The sequence below is a fragment of the Actinomadura coerulea genome (assembly GCF_014208105.1).
In the GTDB taxonomy this organism is placed as follows: domain Bacteria; phylum Actinomycetota; class Actinomycetes; order Streptosporangiales; family Streptosporangiaceae; genus Spirillospora; species Spirillospora coerulea.
This window is the reverse complement of sequence record NZ_JACHMQ010000001.1, coordinates 3,494,974-3,511,572: the sequence shown is the minus strand read 5'-3', so window position 1 is coordinate 3,511,572 and position 16,599 is coordinate 3,494,974. Positions and strand designations below refer to the sequence as shown.

Genomic DNA, 16,599 nt, shown 5'->3' with positions numbered 1-16,599 from the left:
TCGGACGCCCGGTGCTCAGATGCTCCGCATGGCGCGCAGCGACTCCTTGAGCGAGCCCATGGTCGCGAACACGGCGGTGGGCTCGTAGCCGCAGTGCGCCATGCAGTTCGCGCACCGCTCGTCGCGTCCGCGCCCGTAGGAGTCCCAGTCGGTGGTGTCGAGGAGCTCCTGGTAGGTCGCGGTGTAGCCGTCGTCCATCAGGTAGCAGGGCCGCTGCCACCCCTTCAGCGAGTACGACGGGATGGCCCACGCCGTGCAGGGGAAGTCGACCTTCCCCTCCAGGAAGTCCAGGAACAGCGGCGAGTGGTTGAACCGCCACCGCTCGCGGCGCCCGTCGGCGAACGTCTTGCGGAACAGGGCGCGGGTCTCCTGCACGCCGAGGAAGTGGTCCTGGTCGGGGGCCTTCTCGTAGGCGTACGCGGGCGAGATCATCATCTGGTCGACGCGGAGCTCGTCGTTCAGGTAGTCGAGCACCTCGATGACGGTCTGCGGGGTGTCGGTGTTGAACACGGTCGTGTTCGTCGTGACCCGGAACCCCCGCTCCCGGCACATCCTGATCGCGTCCACCGCCTGGTCGAAGACGCCCTCCTTGCAGACCGACGCGTCGTGACGCTCGCGCAGCCCGTCGACGTGCACCGCCCAGGCGAAGTAGCGCGACGGCCGGAACAGGTCGATCTTCTTGGGGATCAGCGCGGCGTTCGTGCACAGGAACACGTACCGCTTCATCCGCACGAGCTCGGCGACCAGCTCGCCGATCCGCGGATGCATCAGCGGCTCGCCGCCCGCGATCGACACCATCGGCGCGCCGCACTCGCGGACCGCCGCGACCGCCTGCTCGACCGGCATCCGCTGCTTGAGCACGTCCGCCGGATGCTGGATCTTCCCGCAGCCCGCGCACGCCAGGTTGCAGGCGAACAGCGGCTCCAGCTCCATGATCAGGGGATATCTCGTGCGCCCCGCCAGCTTGTTGCGCAGGACGTAGCCGCCGACACGCAGGCTTTGGCGCAGTGGCATCGCCATTTAGGAGATCTCCTTCAGGTACCGGCCGAGCGCCGAGATCGGGAACACGAGCCGGTACAGGTGGTAGTTGATGTAGAAGTCGCCCGGGAAGCCGGTGCCGGTGAAGTGGTCCTCGTCCCACGTGCCGTCCGGGCGCTGGTGCTCGACGAGCCAGCGGATCCCGCGCTCGACGGCGGGCCCGTGCTCGCCGGCGGCCAGCAGGGCGAGCAGCGCCCACGCGGTCTGCGAGGGCGTGGAGGCGCCGTGCCCGATCCACGTCCGGTCCCGGTAGGAGCGCAGGTCCTCGCCCCAGCCGCCGTCGTCGCGCTGGTGCCGCTCCAGCCAGGCGACCGCGTCGCGGATCGCGGGCTTGCCCGGCCGCACGCCCGCCGCGATCAGCGCGGGCACGACGCTGCCCGTCCCGTACACGTGGTTGGCGCCCCAGCGGCCGAACCAGGACCCGTCGGGCTCCTGCGCCTTCAGCAGCCACACGACGGCCCGCTTGACCACCTGCGAGTCGGCCATGCCGCGGTGGGACATTGCCTCCACCACGTGCGCGGTGACGTCGGCGGACGGCGGGTCGATGACCTCGCCGAAGTCGCAGAACGGCAGCCTGCGGCACAGGGCGCGGGTGTTGTCGGCGTCGAACGCGCCGAACCCGCCGTCCCGGGAGGCCATCCCCGCCATCCAGCGCACGCCCCGCTCGATCGCCGGCTCGGCCATCGGGTGCCCGGCGCGGCCGAGCGCGAGGACCACCTCGGCGGTGTCGTCGGTGTCGGGGTAGCAGTCGTTGTCGAACTCGAACGCCCAGCCGCCCGGCGGCAGGCCGGGGCGCCGGACCGACCAGTCGCCGGGGCCCCGCACCTCCTCGCGGACCAGCCATTCGGAGGCCCGCTCCAGGGCGGGGTGCCCGGCCGGCAGGCCGGCGTCGGCCAGGGCGTTCACCGCGAGCGCGGTGTCCCAGACGGGGGACTGGCACGCCTCCAGGCGCCGCCCCCGGTCGTCGCGGATCGTGAACCGCTCCAGCCCGTCCAGGCCCCGCCGGACGATCGGGTGGTCGAGGCCGTACCCGAGCAGGTGCAGTGCGAGCAGCGAGTACACCCAGGGAGGCTGGATCCCGCCCCAGGACCCGTCCCGCTCCTGCCGCGCGATGATCCACTCACCGGCGCGGCGCAGCGCGGCCCTGCGCACGCCCCGCGCCGGGTGCCGCTCGTACACGTGCAGGGCCATGTCGAGCGCCCCGAACGCCGCGTCCCAGCCCGACGGGCCGCGCCGGCGCGCCGGCGGGACGTCGTAGCCGGGATACAGCTCGTCCAGCGCGAACGGCAGCGGCCGGACGGGGCGCCGCGCGGCCACCACCGTCAGCGGGACGATCGTCTGCCGCGCCCAGCACGCCCAGTCGTAGACGTTCAGCGGGAACCAGCGCGGCAGGAACATCATCTCCGGCGGCAGCACCGGCAGCCTCTCCCACGGCCAGCGGCCGAACATCGCCAGCCAGAACCGCGTGAAGACGCGGGTCGCCGGGATGCCGCCCCCGCCGCGGACGAAGGCGGCGGCGCGCACCATGTGGCCCGCGTCGGGCGGGTCGCCCGCGAGCCGCAGCGCGACGTAGGCCTCGACGGTCGTGGACAGGTCGGGCGGGCCGTCGTGGAAGTTCGCCCAGGTGCCGTCCGCGGCCTGCTGGGACCTGATCCAGCGCGCGCTCTCGCGGGTGTCCTCCTCGTCGCGGATGCCGAGGAACTCGCGCAGCAGCAGGTCCTCGGCGTCCATCGTCACGTTGGTCTGCAGCTCGCCCTTCCACCAGCCCTCCGGCGACTGGAGCGCGAGCAGGTGGTCGCGGGCGGCCGCCAGCGCCTCGGCGGCCGACCTGGTCCGGGCCGTCGCGCCGGCGGCCGGCGGCTCCGCGGTCAGGGGCCCTCTGGCGGGCCCTCTGGCGGGCTCGGTGGCGGGCTCGGCGGCGGGTTCTGTCGTCGTCATCAGTGGTCCCGGCGGGTGACGAAGTCGGCGATGTGCAGGAACTCGGCGCGGACCGGGTCGGGCAGCCGCGCGGTGAGCAGGTGCTCGGCGGCGCGCTGGATGCGGCTCTCGGCCTCCATCTCGGCCCAGGCGCGCCCGCCCGCCGCCTCCACCATCTCGGCGGCCTCGGCCAGCTCCTCCCCGGCCGCCTCCTCCTCGGCCGGCAGGGGCCGCGCGTACAGTTCGGCCAGCCGCTCCGCCTCCGGCGTCCCGGAGTTCAGCGCGGCGACGACCGGCAGCGACATCTTGCGGGACCGCAGGTCCGACAGCGCGGGCTTGCCGGTGGTCTGCGGGTCGCCCCAGATGCCGAGCAGGTCGTCCACGAGCTGGAAGGCGATGCCGAGGTCCTCGCCGAACGCCTCGAGCGCGGCGCACAGCCGCTCGGGCGCGCCGTCCAGGACGGCCCCGATCGCGCACGAGCACGCGAGCAGCGCGGCGGTCTTGCCGGACGCCATGGTGACGCACTCGTCCACGCCGATCTGCCTGCGCGTCTCGAAGTCCATGTCGAGGGACTGCCCGGCGACGAGGCGGCGGACGGCGGCCGCCAGCGCGCGGGCCGCCCGCGCCGAGCCCTGGCCGGGGGCCTCCAGCAGGACCTCGCCGGCGAGGGCGAGCAGCGCGTCGCCCGCCAGGATCGCGGACGCGTCGCCGAACACGGTCCACGCCGCCGGGCGGTGCCTGCGCGTCCGGTCGCGGTCCATGATGTCGTCGTGCAGGAGCGAGAACGCGTGGGCCAGCTCGACGGCGACGGCGCCCGGCAGCCCGCTCTCCGGGGGAGCGAGGGCGGCCCGCGCGGACAGCAGCGCCAGCGCCGGGCGCAGCGCCTTGCCCGCCGGGGCCCTGCGCGGGTGGCCCTCCTCGTCGGTCCAGCCGAGGTGGTAGGCCGCGACCCGGTAGGTGCGCGGGTCGAGCCGCCCGACCGCGGCGCGCAGCGCCCCGTCGACCAGCTCACGGACATCGGTCAGCGAAACGGGCACGGCCGTCATCGGTCCTTCACCTTCTCCAGGTGGCGGCGGACCAGGCGGGCGGCGGTGAGACCACTGCGCACTGCTCCCTCCATGGTGTCGGGCCAGCCCGTGTCGGTCCACGCGCCGGCCAGGTACAGGCCCGGCGCGCGCGTCGCCGCGCCGGGGCGGGCGGCCGCGCTGCCGGGGCGCTGCCGGAACGTCGCGCGCCGCTCCCGCGTCACGAACACCTCCCGGACCTGCGCGCCCCACGCGGCCGGCAGCAGCCGCCGCAGCTCGGGGACGAACCGCGAGCGCAGCTCGGCGGTCGGCATGTCGATCCACGGGTCGGCCGCCGACAGCGACACCGCGAGGTACTGGCCGCGGCGCAGCCCGCTCACCGCCGTCCGGTCGAAGATCCACTGGACGGGCGAGCCGACCGCGGCCGCGAACGGCGCGTCCATGACCCTGCGGTCGTAGACGACGTGCACGTTCACGATCGGGCTGGCGTCCAGCTCGGGCCAGCGCAGCGGGTCCGGCAGCGCCTCGGCGGGCAGCAGCCGCGCCGCCGCCTCGTGCGGCACCGCGATGACCACCGCGTCGGCGGCGATCGGAGCCCCGTCCACGACCACCTTCGGGTCGGCGGTGACGGACTCCACCCGTGCCTTCAGCCGGACGGTCCCGCCCATCTCCGCGATGCGCCGCAGCGCCGGGCCGCCGTGCAGCTCCTCCAGCGGGACGAGCGGCACCCCGATGTCGGCCGCGTCGGGGCGTCCGAACAGGGCCCGCCGGCACACCATCGCCGACAGGCCGAGCGCCGCGTCGTCCACCTCGGCGTTCAGCGCGGACGTGAGGAACAGGCCCCACAGGGCCTCCCGCGCCCACGGCCGCTGCCCCCGCTGCGCCAGCCACGCCCCGGCGGAGACCTGGTCGAGCACCGGGTCGGCGGGGTCCAGGCGCGCCAGCCCCAGCGCGGCGCGCACGGCCCTCAGCCGGTCGGCGGCCGACAGCGGCGCGTACCGGGCCAGCGAGGGCAGCAGGTGCAGCGGGCTCGGCAGGCCCGATCGGCGCATTCGCGCCGGCGGCGCGCCCGCCCGCAGGACGGGGACGTCGAACCGGTCCTGCACCTCGACGAGGTGGTCGGCGCGCAGCCGGTGCAGCAGCCCCTGGTACGCCGTGCAGCACCGCAGGAAGACGTGCTGGCCGTTGTCGACGCTCAGCTCGCCCCGCCCGAACGAGTGCGTGGCGCCGCCCAGCCACGGCCGGGACTCCAGCAGCGTGACCGGAACGCCCGACTCCTGCAGCGCGATCGCCGCGCTGATGCCCGCGAGCCCCCCGCCCACGACGACGACGCTCACCGCTCCACCCCCGACAGGGCGCGCGCCGCCACCACGGCCTTCTGCCAGGTCGGCAGCGACACCCGCGCGTCCAGCGCGATCTGCGGGCGCGCGGCGATGTTCTCCAGCAGCCGCCGGTAGATCCCGGCCATCGCCGCCGTGCACGCCGCGCTGCGCCGGTCCAGCAGCGGCAGCAGCCGCAGCCCCTCGGCGTACCAGGCCCGCGCCCGCTCCGCCTGGAAGCCGATCAGCTCGTTCAGCCGCCACGGCGGGTCGATGAACGCGCCCGACTCGTCCAGCCTCAGCGTGCAGCCGAACCGCGCCAGGTCCTCGGCCGGGATGTAGGTCCGCCCGGCCAGCCGGTCCTCGCGCAGGTCGCGCAGGATGTTGGTGAGCTGGAGCGCGACGCCGAGCGAGTCGGCGAGGCCCTCGGCCCGCTGCCGGCCGTCCGACCCGAACACCCCGAGCGACAGCCGCCCGACCGAGCCCGCGACCCGCTGGCAGTAGCGCAGCAGGTCGTCGAAGGTCTCGTAGTCGGCGCCGCGCACGTCGTCCTCGCAGCCGTCGATGAGCTCCTCGAACGCCTCGAGGGGGACCGGGAACCGGCCCGCCGCGTCCGCCAGCGCGGTCAGCACCGGATGCCCCTCCAGCGCCCGGACGTCCACCCGCCGCCGCAGCACCTCCTGCACGGTCGTCAGCCGCTGCCGCGTCCGGTCCAGCAGGTCGAGCCGGACGCACGCCGGCTCCGGGCCGTCGCCGATGTCGTCGATGCCGCGCGCGAACGCGTACACCGCGCTCATCGCCCGCCGCTTCGGGGCCGGCATCAGCCGGATCCCGTAGGAGAAGTTGCGGGCCTCCTCGCGCACCACCCGCTCGCAGTGCCGGTACGCCCCGACCACCCGCTCGGAACTCTCGCACGTCTCCGAAACCGTCATCGCCCCCTCCTTCCAAGGGCGCGCGCCCACCCGGCCGGCAGTGCGGCCCGCCGTGGACGCAGCGCATGAGCGAGCACGTCGTACCGCCCGCGCTCCAGAGCCGACAGCGCGGCGCGCCCGCCGGCCACGTAGCCCGCCACGGCGATGCGCGCCCATCCCGTCAGGTCCGCCAGCAGGGGCGCCGCGCCCCCGTCCAGCAGCTCGCGGGCGCGGCCCGCCTGCAGCGCCAGGACGCCGCGCAGCCGGGTCGGCGTCACCGGCCGCGCGAGGTCGTCCTCGGCGCAGCCGAACCGGCGCAGGTCCTCGCCGGGCAGGTAGATCCGCCCGGCGCGGTAGTCCTGCCCGGCGTCCTGGCAGTGCTCGACGATCTGCAGCGCCGCGCAGACGTCGTCGGACGCGGCCGCGAGGTGGGGCGTGTGCGCCCGGAACAGGCGCAGGACGATCCGTCCCACCGGCGCGGCGGACAGCGCGCAGTACCCCTTCAGGTCGTCGAACGTCTCGTACCGGTGGACGGTCTGGTCCTGCCGGTTCGCCTGCACGAGGTCGCGGAACGGCTCCTCGGGGATCCGGTGCGCGTGCACCGTCTCCGCCAGCCTCCGCAGCTGCGGCAGGGCGGGCGTCCGCCCGGCGAACACGCGGTCCAGGTCGTCGTCCACGAGTCCGAGCAGCTTGGGCCGCTGCTCCGGCGGGGCCTCGTCGCCGATGTCGTCGACGAGCCGCGCGAAGCCGTAGACGGCCCGGAGGGCGGAGCGGTGCCGGGCGGGCAGGACCCGCGCGGCCACCGGAAAGTTCTCCCGGGCGGCGAGCCGGTCCAGCGCGCGATCGTGCTCCTCGGCGCTCCAGGGCGGTTCAATGATCACCTAGAGGAGATCGACCGGTCCGGCACGAGAGAAACTCTGGCCAAGGTATGGACTTATTTAAACGGCCCGTGTCCGGGGCTGAACCGTTCCAGGAACCACGGCGTCGCGCGGACCGCTCGGTAGCCTCGGGGCATGCCGACCCATGAGCGCGAGATCACCGAGCCCGTCGACCTGTGCACGCCGGACGGGCGGCTCGATCCGCGGGCGGTCGGCTGGACGCGGCGCCCGCTGCACCGCGCGAACCTGCGAGGCTGGGGACGGGCCAAGCGCTGGGAGTACTGGGGCTTCGTCACGCCCCGGCACATCGTCGGGCTGGTCGCCTCGTCGCTCGACTACGCCGCGGTCCACGGCGTGTACGTGCTGGACCGCGAGACGGGCGAGGAGATCTCCCGCGACGGCGTGGTCCCCTTCGCGCGCGGCGCGGTGTTCCCCGACCGCAGCGGATCCGGGGAGGCGTCGGTGCGCGGGGCGGGCTTCGCGGTCGGCGTCCGGCAGGGCCCGTCCGGCTCGCGGGTGCGGGCGCTCGTCCCCGGGGTCGTGGACCTCGACGTCCGAGTCCCGCTGCCGGACGGCCACGAGTCGCTCGGCGTGGTGATCCCCTGGAGCGCCAGGCGCTTCCAGTACACGGTCAAGGACGTCGGGCGCCCCGTGCACGGACGGCTGCGGCTCCCGTCCGGCGACCACGAGATCGGGGACGGCGCGTTCGCCGTCCTCGACCACGGGCGCGGCAAGTGGCCGTACCGGATGACGTGGAACTGGGCGGCGGCGAGCGGCCCCGGCCTGGCCCTGCAGTTCGGCGGCAAGTGGACCGACGGCACCGGCATGACCGAGAACGCGATCTTCGTGGACGGCCGGCTCCACAAGATCGGCGAGGAGCTGGACTGGTCCTACGACCGGTCCGACTGGCTGCGCCCGTGGACGATCCGCGGGGCGCGCGTCGAGGCCGAGTTCCGTCCCTTCCACGAGAAGGTCGCGCGCACCGAACTGGGCGTCGTCGGCACGGAGACCCACCAGTGCTTCGGCCGCTTCAGCGGCCGTGCCCAGGCCGACGACGGCACCTGGCTCGACTTCGACGGCCTCACCGGATGGGCGGAGGAGGCCCGCCAGCGCTGGTGAGCCGCGCCTCGGCCATCGCCGTGACCGTGTCCGGAATCTCGCTGATCGTGGCGTAGACGACCATGTTAGCCGCTCGCGTCCTTTTTGAGATCAAGTACTGGTGTGATGCGAAGAGATCGGCCGCTCGGGGGTGTCAGAGAGTGTCACGCTGAAAGGGGACCCAGTGAGGCTCATCGCCATCTCGCTGCTCGCATCCGCCCTCGCCTTAGGAGGGGCGGCTCCGGCCGCGGCCCAGCACCGGGCACCGGACTCGTCCGCCGTCGTCCGTACCGACCTGGGGGTGGTGCGGGGCCAGGTGCGGGAAGGCCACCGGCTGTTCCAGGGCATCCCGTTCGCCGCACCGCCGACCGGGGATCTGCGCTTCAGGCCGCCGCAGCCGGCGCGCCCGTGGCAGGGCGTCCGCGACGCCACCGTCCCGCGCGGCCAGTGCGCGCAACTCCCCGCGCCTTACGGCGGTGAGACGAGTTACGAGGAGGACTGCCTCTACCTGAACGTCACCACGCCGGACCGCGCGCAGCGCCGGCAGCGCCTGCCCGTCATGGTGTGGGTGCATGGCGGCGGCAACACGACCGGCACCGCGAGCATCTACAACGCGGCGAAGCTGGCCAAGGACGGCGTCGTGGTCGTCACGATCAACTACCGTCTCGGCGCGTTCGGCTGGCTCGCGCATCCCGCCCTGGAGTCCGGCGCCGACCGGCGCTACCAGACGGGCAACTACGGCCTGCTCGACCAGCAGGCGGCCCTGCGCTGGGTCCAGCGCAACGCCGGGGCCTTCGGCGGGGACCCCGGAAACGTCACGCTGTTCGGCGAGTCCGCGGGTTCCTGGAACTCCTGCGCCAACCTCGCCTCTCCCACCGCCGCGGGACTGTTCCACAAGGTCATCGCGCAGAGCTACTCCTGCACCGCGCCCGCCCGCACGGAGGCCTCGGCGGAGGCCGAAGGGGTGACGATCGCCCAGGCCGCGGGATGCGACAAGGGGTCGGCCCCGGCCAGCGCCGCGTGCCTGCGCGCGGTGCCCGTCAAGACGCTGCTGGAGACCTTCGAGGCCAAGGCCACGGACGCGGGCCCGGTGGCGGGCGGCGACCGCGTCCTGCCGCTGCAGCCCGAGCAGGCGATCGAACGGGGCCGCTTCAACCGGGTCCCGGTCATGCACGGCAACACGCTGGACGAGATGCGCCTGTTCGTGTCCCTCTCCTACCCGAACCCCATCACCGCAGCGGAGTACGAGGACATCGTCCGCTCCGCCTACGGCGCCGACGCCGGCAAGGTACTGGCCCAGTACCCGGCGGCGGACTACCCGGATCCCAGGATCGCCCTGGCGACCCTCCAGACCGATTCCAACGAGGTGCTGTCGGCCTGCGTGCACCAGGACGCGTTCCGGCGGCTCACGCGTGCGGGCGTCCCGGTGTACGCCTACCAGTTCGCCGACCGGGCCGCTCCGCCGCTGCTGGACGTCCCCGGCTTCGAGGAGGGCGCCGAGCACGCCAGCGAGCTGACGTTCCTGTTCCCGGGCCTGATCGGCACCCTGACCCCGGCGCAGCAGCGGCTCTCCGACACCATGGCGGGCTACTGGACGTCCTTCGCCCGCAGCGGCAGGCCCGAGGCCCGGCAGGCGCCGCACTGGCCGCGCTTCCGCTCGTCGGACGACGTCCTGTCCCTGGCCCCTGACTCCGTTCACCGCACCGACACCACCACGACCGCCAAGTGCTCTTTCTGGAAGTCCCTCTGACCCCACGTCCCGACCGCCCCCGGCCGCCCGGTGCGCGCCGGGGGGCGGCATTGGGTGCGGCATTGGGTGCGGCCGGAACCGTCCGGCCGCACCCGTCCTGCTTCCGGGCGCGGGGCCGCCGGACCGGGAGCAAGTAGCTTGATGTCGAGATAAAATGAAGATAGCTTGACGTCGAGAGAAAAGCGGCGGAAGTTAGGCGGCCCTGATTCCCGGTCAGGAGTCCGACTAAGGCAGGATCAAGGGAGACGAAGCTCCCGTCCCGCCGCGCGCCGTCCCGCGTCGGCCTCGGGGACGGGCCTTACTGAAGATCAACCCAGCGCCGCGCGCTCATGTCCCGGACCGGACGCGCGGTGGCGACGGAGGAGGAGTCCGTGTCCGCGAACAGCTTCGGCAGTCTCGACAAGCTGCAGGTCGGCGACAGGTCGTACGACATCTACCGGCTGGACGCCGTCGAGGGCTCGGCCCGTCTCCCGTACAGCCTCAAGGTGCTGCTGGAGAACCTGCTGCGCACCGAGGACGGTGCGAACGTCACCGCCGACCACATCCGCGCGCTCGCCCAGTGGGACGCGAAGGCCAAGCCGAGCAAGGAGATCCAGTTCACCCCCGCGCGGGTGATCATGCAGGACTTCACCGGCGTGCCGTGCGTGGTCGACCTGGCCACGATGCGCGAGGCGGTGCGCGACCTCGGCGGCGACCCGACCAGGATCAACCCGCTGGCGCCCGCCGAGATGGTGATCGACCACTCGGTCATCGTCGACTACTTCGGCTCGCCGGACGCCTTCGAGCGCAACGTGCAGCGCGAGTACGAGCGCAACAAGGAGCGCTACCAGTTCCTGCGCTGGGGGCAGACGGCGTTCGACGAGTTCAAGGTCGTCCCGCCCGGCACCGGCATCGTCCACCAGGTGAACATCGAGCACCTGGCCCGCGTGGTGTTCGACCGGAACGGGGTCGCCTACCCCGACACCTGCGTCGGCACCGACTCGCACACGACGATGGAGAACGGCATCGGCGTGCTCGGCTGGGGCGTCGGCGGCATCGAGGCGGAGGCCGCGATGCTCGGCCAGCCGATCTCCATGCTCATCCCGCGCGTCGTCGGCTTCAAGCTGACCGGCGAGATGCCCGCCGGGACGACCGCCACCGACCTCGTGCTCACCATCACCGAGATGCTGCGCGAGCACGGCGTCGTCGGCAAGTTCGTGGAGTTCTACGGCGAGGGCGTGCAGGCGCTGCCGCTGGCGAACCGCGCCACGATCGGCAACATGAGCCCCGAGTTCGGCTCCACCTGCGCGATCTTCCCGATCGACGACGAGACGCTGAAGTACCTGCGCCTCACCGGCCGGGACGACGAGCAGATCGCGCTCGTCGAGGCCTACGCCAAGACGCAGGGCCTGTGGCTCGACCCGTCGGTGGAGCCCGAGTTCTCCGAGTACATGGAGCTGGACCTCGCGACGGTCGTCCCGTCGCTGGCCGGCCCGAAGCGCCCGCAGGACCGCATCTCCCTCGCCGAGGCCAAGCAGACCTGGCGGCGGGACGTGCTGAACTACGCCGAGAGCGTCCAGGGGGGCGCGGCCGACGAGGCCTCCAACGAGTCGTTCCCGGCCTCGGACTCCCCGGCGATCAGCGGCGACACGGCCGGCGACAAGCCGCGGCAGCACGGCTCCAACGGGTCCGAGCGCCCGCACAACCCCGTCCCGGTCACCCTGGAGGACGGGACGTCCTTCGAGCTCGACCACGGGCACGTCGCCGTCGCGGCCATCACGTCCTGCACCAACACCTCCAACCCGTACGTGATGATCGGGGCGGCGCTGCTGGCGAAGAACGCGGTGGACAAGGGCCTGACCCGCAAGCCGTGGGTGAAGACCTCCCTCGCGCCCGGGTCCCAGGTCGTCACCGACTACCTGGAGCGCGCCGGCCTCACCCCGTACCTGGACAAGATCGGCTTCAACCTGGTCGGGTACGGCTGCACCACCTGCATCGGCAACACCGGCCCGCTGCAGCCGGAGATCTCCAAGGCGGTCAACGACAACGACCTCGCGGTCACCGCGGTGCTGTCGGGCAACCGCAACTTCGAGGGCCGCATCAGCCCCGACGTGAAGATGAACTACCTGGCCTCGCCGCCGCTGGTCATCGCCTACGCGCTCGCCGGGACGATGGACATCGACATCCTGAACGACCCGATCGCCGAGGGCGCCGACGGCCCGGTCCGCCTGGCCGACCTCTGGCCCGCGCCGGAGGAGGTCGCCGCGATCGTCGAGTCGTCCATCGGGCAGGAGATGTTCACCGAGAGCTACGCCGACGTCTTCAAGGGCGACGACCGCTGGCGGAACCTCGACATCCCGACCGGCGACCTGTTCGAGTGGGACGCCTCGTCCACCTACGTCCGCAAGGCGCCCTACTTCGACGGCATGGGCGCCGAGCCGGAGCCGGTCGCCGACATCCACGGCGCCCGCGTCCTGGCCAAGCTCGGCGACTCGGTCACCACCGACCACATCTCGCCGGCCGGGTCCATCAAGGCCGGCACGCCCGCCGCGCGGTACCTGGAGGACAACGGCGTCGCGGTCAAGGACTTCAACTCCTACGGCTCGCGCCGCGGCAACCACGAGGTCATGATCCGCGGGACGTTCGCCAACATCCGGCTGCGCAACCAGCTCCTGGACGGCGTCGAGGGCGGCTACACCCGCGACTTCACCCAGCAGGACGCGCCGCAGGCGTTCATCTACGACGCCGCGCAGAACTACGCGGCGCAGGGCACCCCGCTCGTGGTGATCGCGGGCAAGGAGTACGGCTCCGGCTCGTCGCGCGACTGGGCGGCCAAGGGCACCGCGCTGCTCGGCGTCCGCGCCGTCATCGCCCAGTCCTACGAGCGCATCCACCGCTCGAACCTGATCGGCCTCGGCGTCCTGCCGCTGCAGTTCAAGGACGGGGAGTCGGCCGAGTCCCTCGGCCTCACCGGCACCGAGACGTTCGACATCACCGGCGTGACCGCGCTCAACGAGGGCGGGATCCCGGAGGAGGTCACCGTCAAGGCCGACGGCAAGGAGTTCACCGCCGTCGTCCGCATCGACACCCCCGGCGAGGCCGACTACTACCGCAACGGCGGCATCCTCCAGTACGTCCTGAGGAACCTGCTCCGCAAGTAGTCCGCACGCCGAAACGGGCCGCCTCCCCGAACCGGGGAGGCGGCCCGTTCCCGCGCGCTCACCGCCCAGGTCCGCGGCTAGCGCGGCCGGCGCGGGGTAGTGGTCCCGCAAACCCCCCTGCCGTGATCTACGAGAAGGAAGCCATGCACAAGATCGGTGAACTGGACGTCTTCCCGCTCTGCCTGGGCGGCAACGTCTTCGGCTGGACCGCGGACCGGGAGCGCTCGTTCGAGATCCTCGACGCCTACGCCGAGGCCGGCGGCAACTTCCTCGACACCGCCGACTCCTACTCGGCGTGGGTGGAGGGCAACCGCGGAGGCGAGTCCGAGTCGATCATCGGGGAGTGGGCGGAGTCGCGCGGCAACCGCGACGACCTCGTGATCGCGACCAAGGGCGGCCGCCACCCCGAGCACCCGGGGCTCGCCGCGGCGACGATGAGGGCGGCCGTGGACGACTCGCTGCGGCGGCTGCGGACCGACCGCATCGACCTGTACTTCACCCACTTCGACGACCCGTCGGTGCCCGTCGAGGAGATCATGACGACGCTGGACGGGCTGGTCGCCGCGGGCAAGGTCCGCCAGATCGGGGTGTCGAACATCGAGCTCGACCGGCTCCGGGCGTCCCTGGAGTTCGGCGAGCGCGAAGGGACGGCCCGGTACGTCGCCATTCAGCCCGAGTACAACCTCGTCTCCCGCGACTCCTACGAGGGACCGCGCCGCGACCTTGCGGAGAAGTACGGGCTCGCCGCCGTCCCGTACTACGGGCTCGCGTCCGGCTTCCTCACCGGCAAGTACCGTCCCGGCTCCACGGTCGACAGCGCACGCGCCGGAGGTGCGGCGCGGCACCTGGAGACCGAGCGCGGGCGCGCCGTCCTGGCGGCGCTGGACATCGTCGCCGAGGAGCAGGACGTCCCGGTCGCGACCGTCGCCCTCGCCTGGCTCGCCGCACAGCCGACCGTCGCCGCGCCCATCGCCAGCGCCCGGACCCTGGAGCAGCTCCCACCGCTCGTGCGGGCCGCCCGCACGACCCTGACCGTCGGCCAACTCGACCGCCTGACCGCGGCGTCGGCCTGACCGCGGCGTCGGACTGACCGAGCGGTAGGCTCCCTCGGCGTGCCACCTGTCGATTTCGTCCTGATCGGGGGCCTTGCCGCGCTCGCCGGCGCGATCGTGCAGGGCAGCGTCGGCCTCGGCGTCGGGCTGGTCGCGACACCGATCGTGACGATGCTGTACCCGTCCCTGATGCCGGGCGCGATCCTCGTCATCGCGCTCGTCCTGCCGTTCGCGACGCTCGCCCAGGAACTGCGGCACGCCGACCTGCGCGGCCTCGGCTGGGCGTTCGGCGGCCGCCTCGCCGGCACGCCGGTCGGCGTGTGGCTGGTGGCCGCCGCGCCGGACCGCGTCCTCGGCGTCGTGATCGGCGTGGTCGTCCTCGCCGCGCTCGCCCTCACCACCTGGTCCGCGGACCTGCCCCGCAACCGCCGCACGCTCGCCACCGCCGGCGTCATCTCCGGCACGACCGGCACCGCGTCCGGCATCGGCGGCCCGCCGATCGCGCTGCTCTACCAGCGCGAGAGCGGCCCCCGCGTCCGCGCGACCCTCGCGGTGTTCTTCATCGCCGGCGCCCTGCTGTCGCTGCTCACCCTCGCCGCCGCCGGGCGCCTCCCGGCCCGGCAGATCGTCGCGGGCGCGGAGCTCGTTCCGTTCGTGTTCGCCGGGTTCCTCGCCGCCGGGCCGCTGCGCCGCTACCTGGACGCCGGGCGCCTGCGCGTCGCGCTCCTCGTCGTCGTCGGGACGTCCGCGGCGGCGCTCATCGTCCGTAACCTGTTCTGATGCGCCCCACCAAGGCCGACCTGGAGGCCGCCCGCGACCGCGTGATCCCCGACATCCTCCCCGAGGCCCCCGGGACGCTCCGCGTCCTGTTCTGCGGCATCAACCCGGGCCTGTACTCGGGGGCGACCGGCCGCCACTTCGCCCGTCCCGGCAACCGCTTCTGGCCCGCCCTGCACCTGTCGGGCTTCACCGACCGCCGGCTGCACCCGTCCGAGCAGGACCTCCTGCCCGGCTACGGCCTCGGCATCACCAACCTGGCGCCGCGCACGACCGCCCGCGCCGACGAGCTGACCGACGCCGAGCTCCGCGAGGGCGGGCGCCGCCTGGCCGCCCTCGTCGAACGCCACCGCCCGGCCTACCTGGCCGTCGCCGGCGTCACCGCCTACCGCACCGCCTTCGCCCGCCCCAAGACGCGGATCGGCCCGCAGGACGAGGACTTCGGCCCCGCGCGCCTGTGGGTCCTGCCCAACCCGAGCGGCCTCAACGCGAGCTGGCCCCTGGAGAGGATCGCCGCCGAGTTCGCCCGCCTCCGCGAAGCCGCCGAGGCCCTCAGAACTCCGTGAGCATCCGCGGGTCGAACCGCACGGTGATGGTGGTGTCCGCCTCCACCGTCGCGTCCACCACGTTCCCGGCGTCAACTGTCTGGACCAGGCGGTAGGCGGAAGCCGCGTCGTCCAGAGCGAAGATCTGGACCTTGGGGCCGGGAGCGAACTCGGCGAGCCAGTACTGAGGAATGCCGAGGGTCGCGTACTCCTTGAGCTTGCGCACGCGGTCGGCGCGTTCGCTGCCGCTGCCTGGGGACACGACCTCGACGGCGAGCAGGACCTCGATGCCCGGAATCACGACGGGGTTGCGGTCGATGATCGAGGCACGGGCCACGCTCTTCGGCACCACGAACACGTCCGGCTTGCGAATGCCCGCCGATGTGCTGATCTCCCAGTCGCCTCCACCGGCGATGAAGACCGAGGCCTTCGCGTCCGTCGCCGCCTCCTGGAGGATGTCCTGCACTTGCCTGGCGGCCCAATTGTGAGGCGCGCTCCGAGACAACTCGATCAGCCACCCGTCTTCGAGTTCAAGGCCGCGGCCTTCGTCCTCGCGGGCGTGCAGGTCCTCCGCCGTGTACGGGCCGAACCCACCATGATCGTGCGCGACGCTCACGTTTCCGCTCCCGCTGGTGGCGTGCCGAATCCATGCAGGGACTGCGTCACCCCGCCCGACTTGCGGGACCTAGCGTAGTGGTTTCTTTACGCTCAGTTGGCGTTGTGGAGGGCGGCGGTGGCGAACATCGTCTCCACCTCTTTGAGGAGGGTGGGGGTGGGCTGCCACAGGTCGGTGCGGCCCAGGGCCACGATGGGGCGGGGGAGGGCCCGGATGCCGGACAGGAGCCAGTGGTGGGAGGCCGAGTCGGCCCAGGGGCCGCATTCGCAGGAGGCGCCGCGGACGGCGGCGGAGCACACGTCGTCGAGTTCGGCGACCGCGATGACGGCGCCGATCGTGGCGAGCGGGTCGCGGGGGTCCCAGCCGGCCGCCTGGACCAGCGGGGAGTCGCACGCCTTCAGGTCGACGCGCATCGAGGCGTGGATGAGGAGCGGGCCGCGGTAGGCGGTCGGGAAGCTCTGGTTCGCCACGCTCTTGCCACCACGCGCGATCGCGAACGCCCAGGGCTGCTGAACACTCATCGCCTGCACGCG

At 73.2% G+C, this 16,599-nt stretch carries 14 protein-coding genes; 6 read left to right on the top strand and 8 right to left on the bottom strand.

The genetic code is table 11. The features are described from left to right. Positions 1-15: 15 nt before the first annotated feature. Genes hpnH through hpnC form a run of 6 tightly spaced genes read right to left on the bottom strand, consistent with a single transcriptional unit; the run spans position 16 to position 7,091 of the window. On the bottom strand, positions 16-1,020 hold the full coding sequence (hpnH, locus tag BKA00_RS16100; protein WP_185025889.1) for an adenosyl-hopene transferase HpnH: 1,005 nt from the start codon (positions 1,018-1,020) through the stop codon (positions 16-18). Further along, positions 1,021-2,976, bottom strand: coding sequence for a squalene--hopene cyclase (shc, locus tag BKA00_RS16095; protein ID WP_185025887.1), 1,956 nt, complete (start codon positions 2,974-2,976; stop codon positions 1,021-1,023). After that, positions 2,976-4,001: a polyprenyl synthetase family protein gene (locus BKA00_RS16090; RefSeq protein WP_185025886.1), complete on the bottom strand. Its 1,026-nt coding sequence runs from the start codon at positions 3,999-4,001 to the stop codon at positions 2,976-2,978. The genes shc and BKA00_RS16090 overlap by 1 nt, the downstream gene beginning before the upstream one ends. Continuing rightward, positions 3,998-5,317 carry a hydroxysqualene dehydroxylase HpnE gene (gene hpnE / locus BKA00_RS16085; RefSeq protein WP_185025884.1) on the bottom strand — a complete coding sequence of 440 codons (1,320 nt, stop codon included), beginning with the start codon at positions 5,315-5,317 and terminating at the stop codon, positions 3,998-4,000. The genes BKA00_RS16090 and hpnE overlap by 4 nt, the downstream gene beginning before the upstream one ends. Next, positions 5,314-6,231, bottom strand: coding sequence for a presqualene diphosphate synthase HpnD (gene hpnD, locus BKA00_RS16080; RefSeq protein WP_185025882.1), 918 nt, complete (start codon positions 6,229-6,231; stop codon positions 5,314-5,316). The genes hpnE and hpnD overlap by 4 nt, the downstream gene beginning before the upstream one ends. Beyond that, positions 6,228-7,091, bottom strand: a complete 864-nt coding sequence (gene hpnC, locus BKA00_RS16075; RefSeq protein WP_185025880.1) for a squalene synthase HpnC — start codon at positions 7,089-7,091, stop codon at positions 6,228-6,230. Before hpnC ends, hpnD begins: the two co-directional genes overlap by 4 nt. Positions 7,092-7,223: 132 nt before the next feature. Here hpnC and BKA00_RS16070 point away from each other — a divergent pair, with 132 nt between their 5' ends. From BKA00_RS16070 to mug, 6 genes are all read left to right on the top strand, one after another. Beyond that, a complete protein-coding gene (locus tag BKA00_RS16070) occupies positions 7,224-8,207 on the top strand; it encodes a DUF2804 domain-containing protein (protein WP_185025878.1) in 984 nt (327 codons plus the stop codon). 163 nt (positions 8,208-8,370) lie between these two features. Further along, positions 8,371-9,936, top strand: coding sequence for a carboxylesterase/lipase family protein (locus tag BKA00_RS16065; RefSeq protein ID WP_185025876.1), 1,566 nt, complete (start codon positions 8,371-8,373; stop codon positions 9,934-9,936). 371 nt (positions 9,937-10,307) lie between these two features. After that, entirely contained in the window at positions 10,308-13,076 is a 2,769-nt protein-coding gene (acnA, locus tag BKA00_RS16060) for an aconitate hydratase AcnA (protein WP_276530163.1), read from the top strand. 143 nt (positions 13,077-13,219) lie between these two features. Further along, positions 13,220-14,149 (top strand): aldo/keto reductase, encoded by a 930-nt coding sequence (locus BKA00_RS16055; RefSeq protein WP_185025872.1) that lies wholly within the window; start codon positions 13,220-13,222, stop codon positions 14,147-14,149. A 39-nt stretch (positions 14,150-14,188) separates the two neighbouring features. Next, positions 14,189-14,908, top strand: coding sequence for a sulfite exporter TauE/SafE family protein (locus BKA00_RS16050; RefSeq protein WP_185025871.1), 720 nt, complete (start codon positions 14,189-14,191; stop codon positions 14,906-14,908). Continuing rightward, positions 14,908-15,471 (top strand): G/U mismatch-specific DNA glycosylase, encoded by a 564-nt coding sequence (gene mug / locus BKA00_RS16045; RefSeq protein WP_185025869.1) that lies wholly within the window; start codon positions 14,908-14,910, stop codon positions 15,469-15,471. The genes BKA00_RS16050 and mug overlap by 1 nt, the downstream gene beginning before the upstream one ends. Here the strand turns inward: mug and BKA00_RS16040 are convergent. Together BKA00_RS16040 and BKA00_RS16035 are read right to left on the bottom strand one after the other, a co-directional pair. Further along, positions 15,458-16,066 (bottom strand): Uma2 family endonuclease, encoded by a 609-nt coding sequence (locus BKA00_RS16040; RefSeq protein ID WP_185025867.1) that lies wholly within the window; start codon positions 16,064-16,066, stop codon positions 15,458-15,460. The two genes, mug and BKA00_RS16040, sit on opposite strands and share 14 nt — an antisense overlap. 92 nt (positions 16,067-16,158) lie before the next feature. After that, entirely contained in the window at positions 16,159-16,587 is a 429-nt protein-coding gene (locus BKA00_RS16035) for an ASCH domain-containing protein (RefSeq protein WP_221493920.1), read from the bottom strand. Positions 16,588-16,599 lie beyond the last annotated feature (12 nt).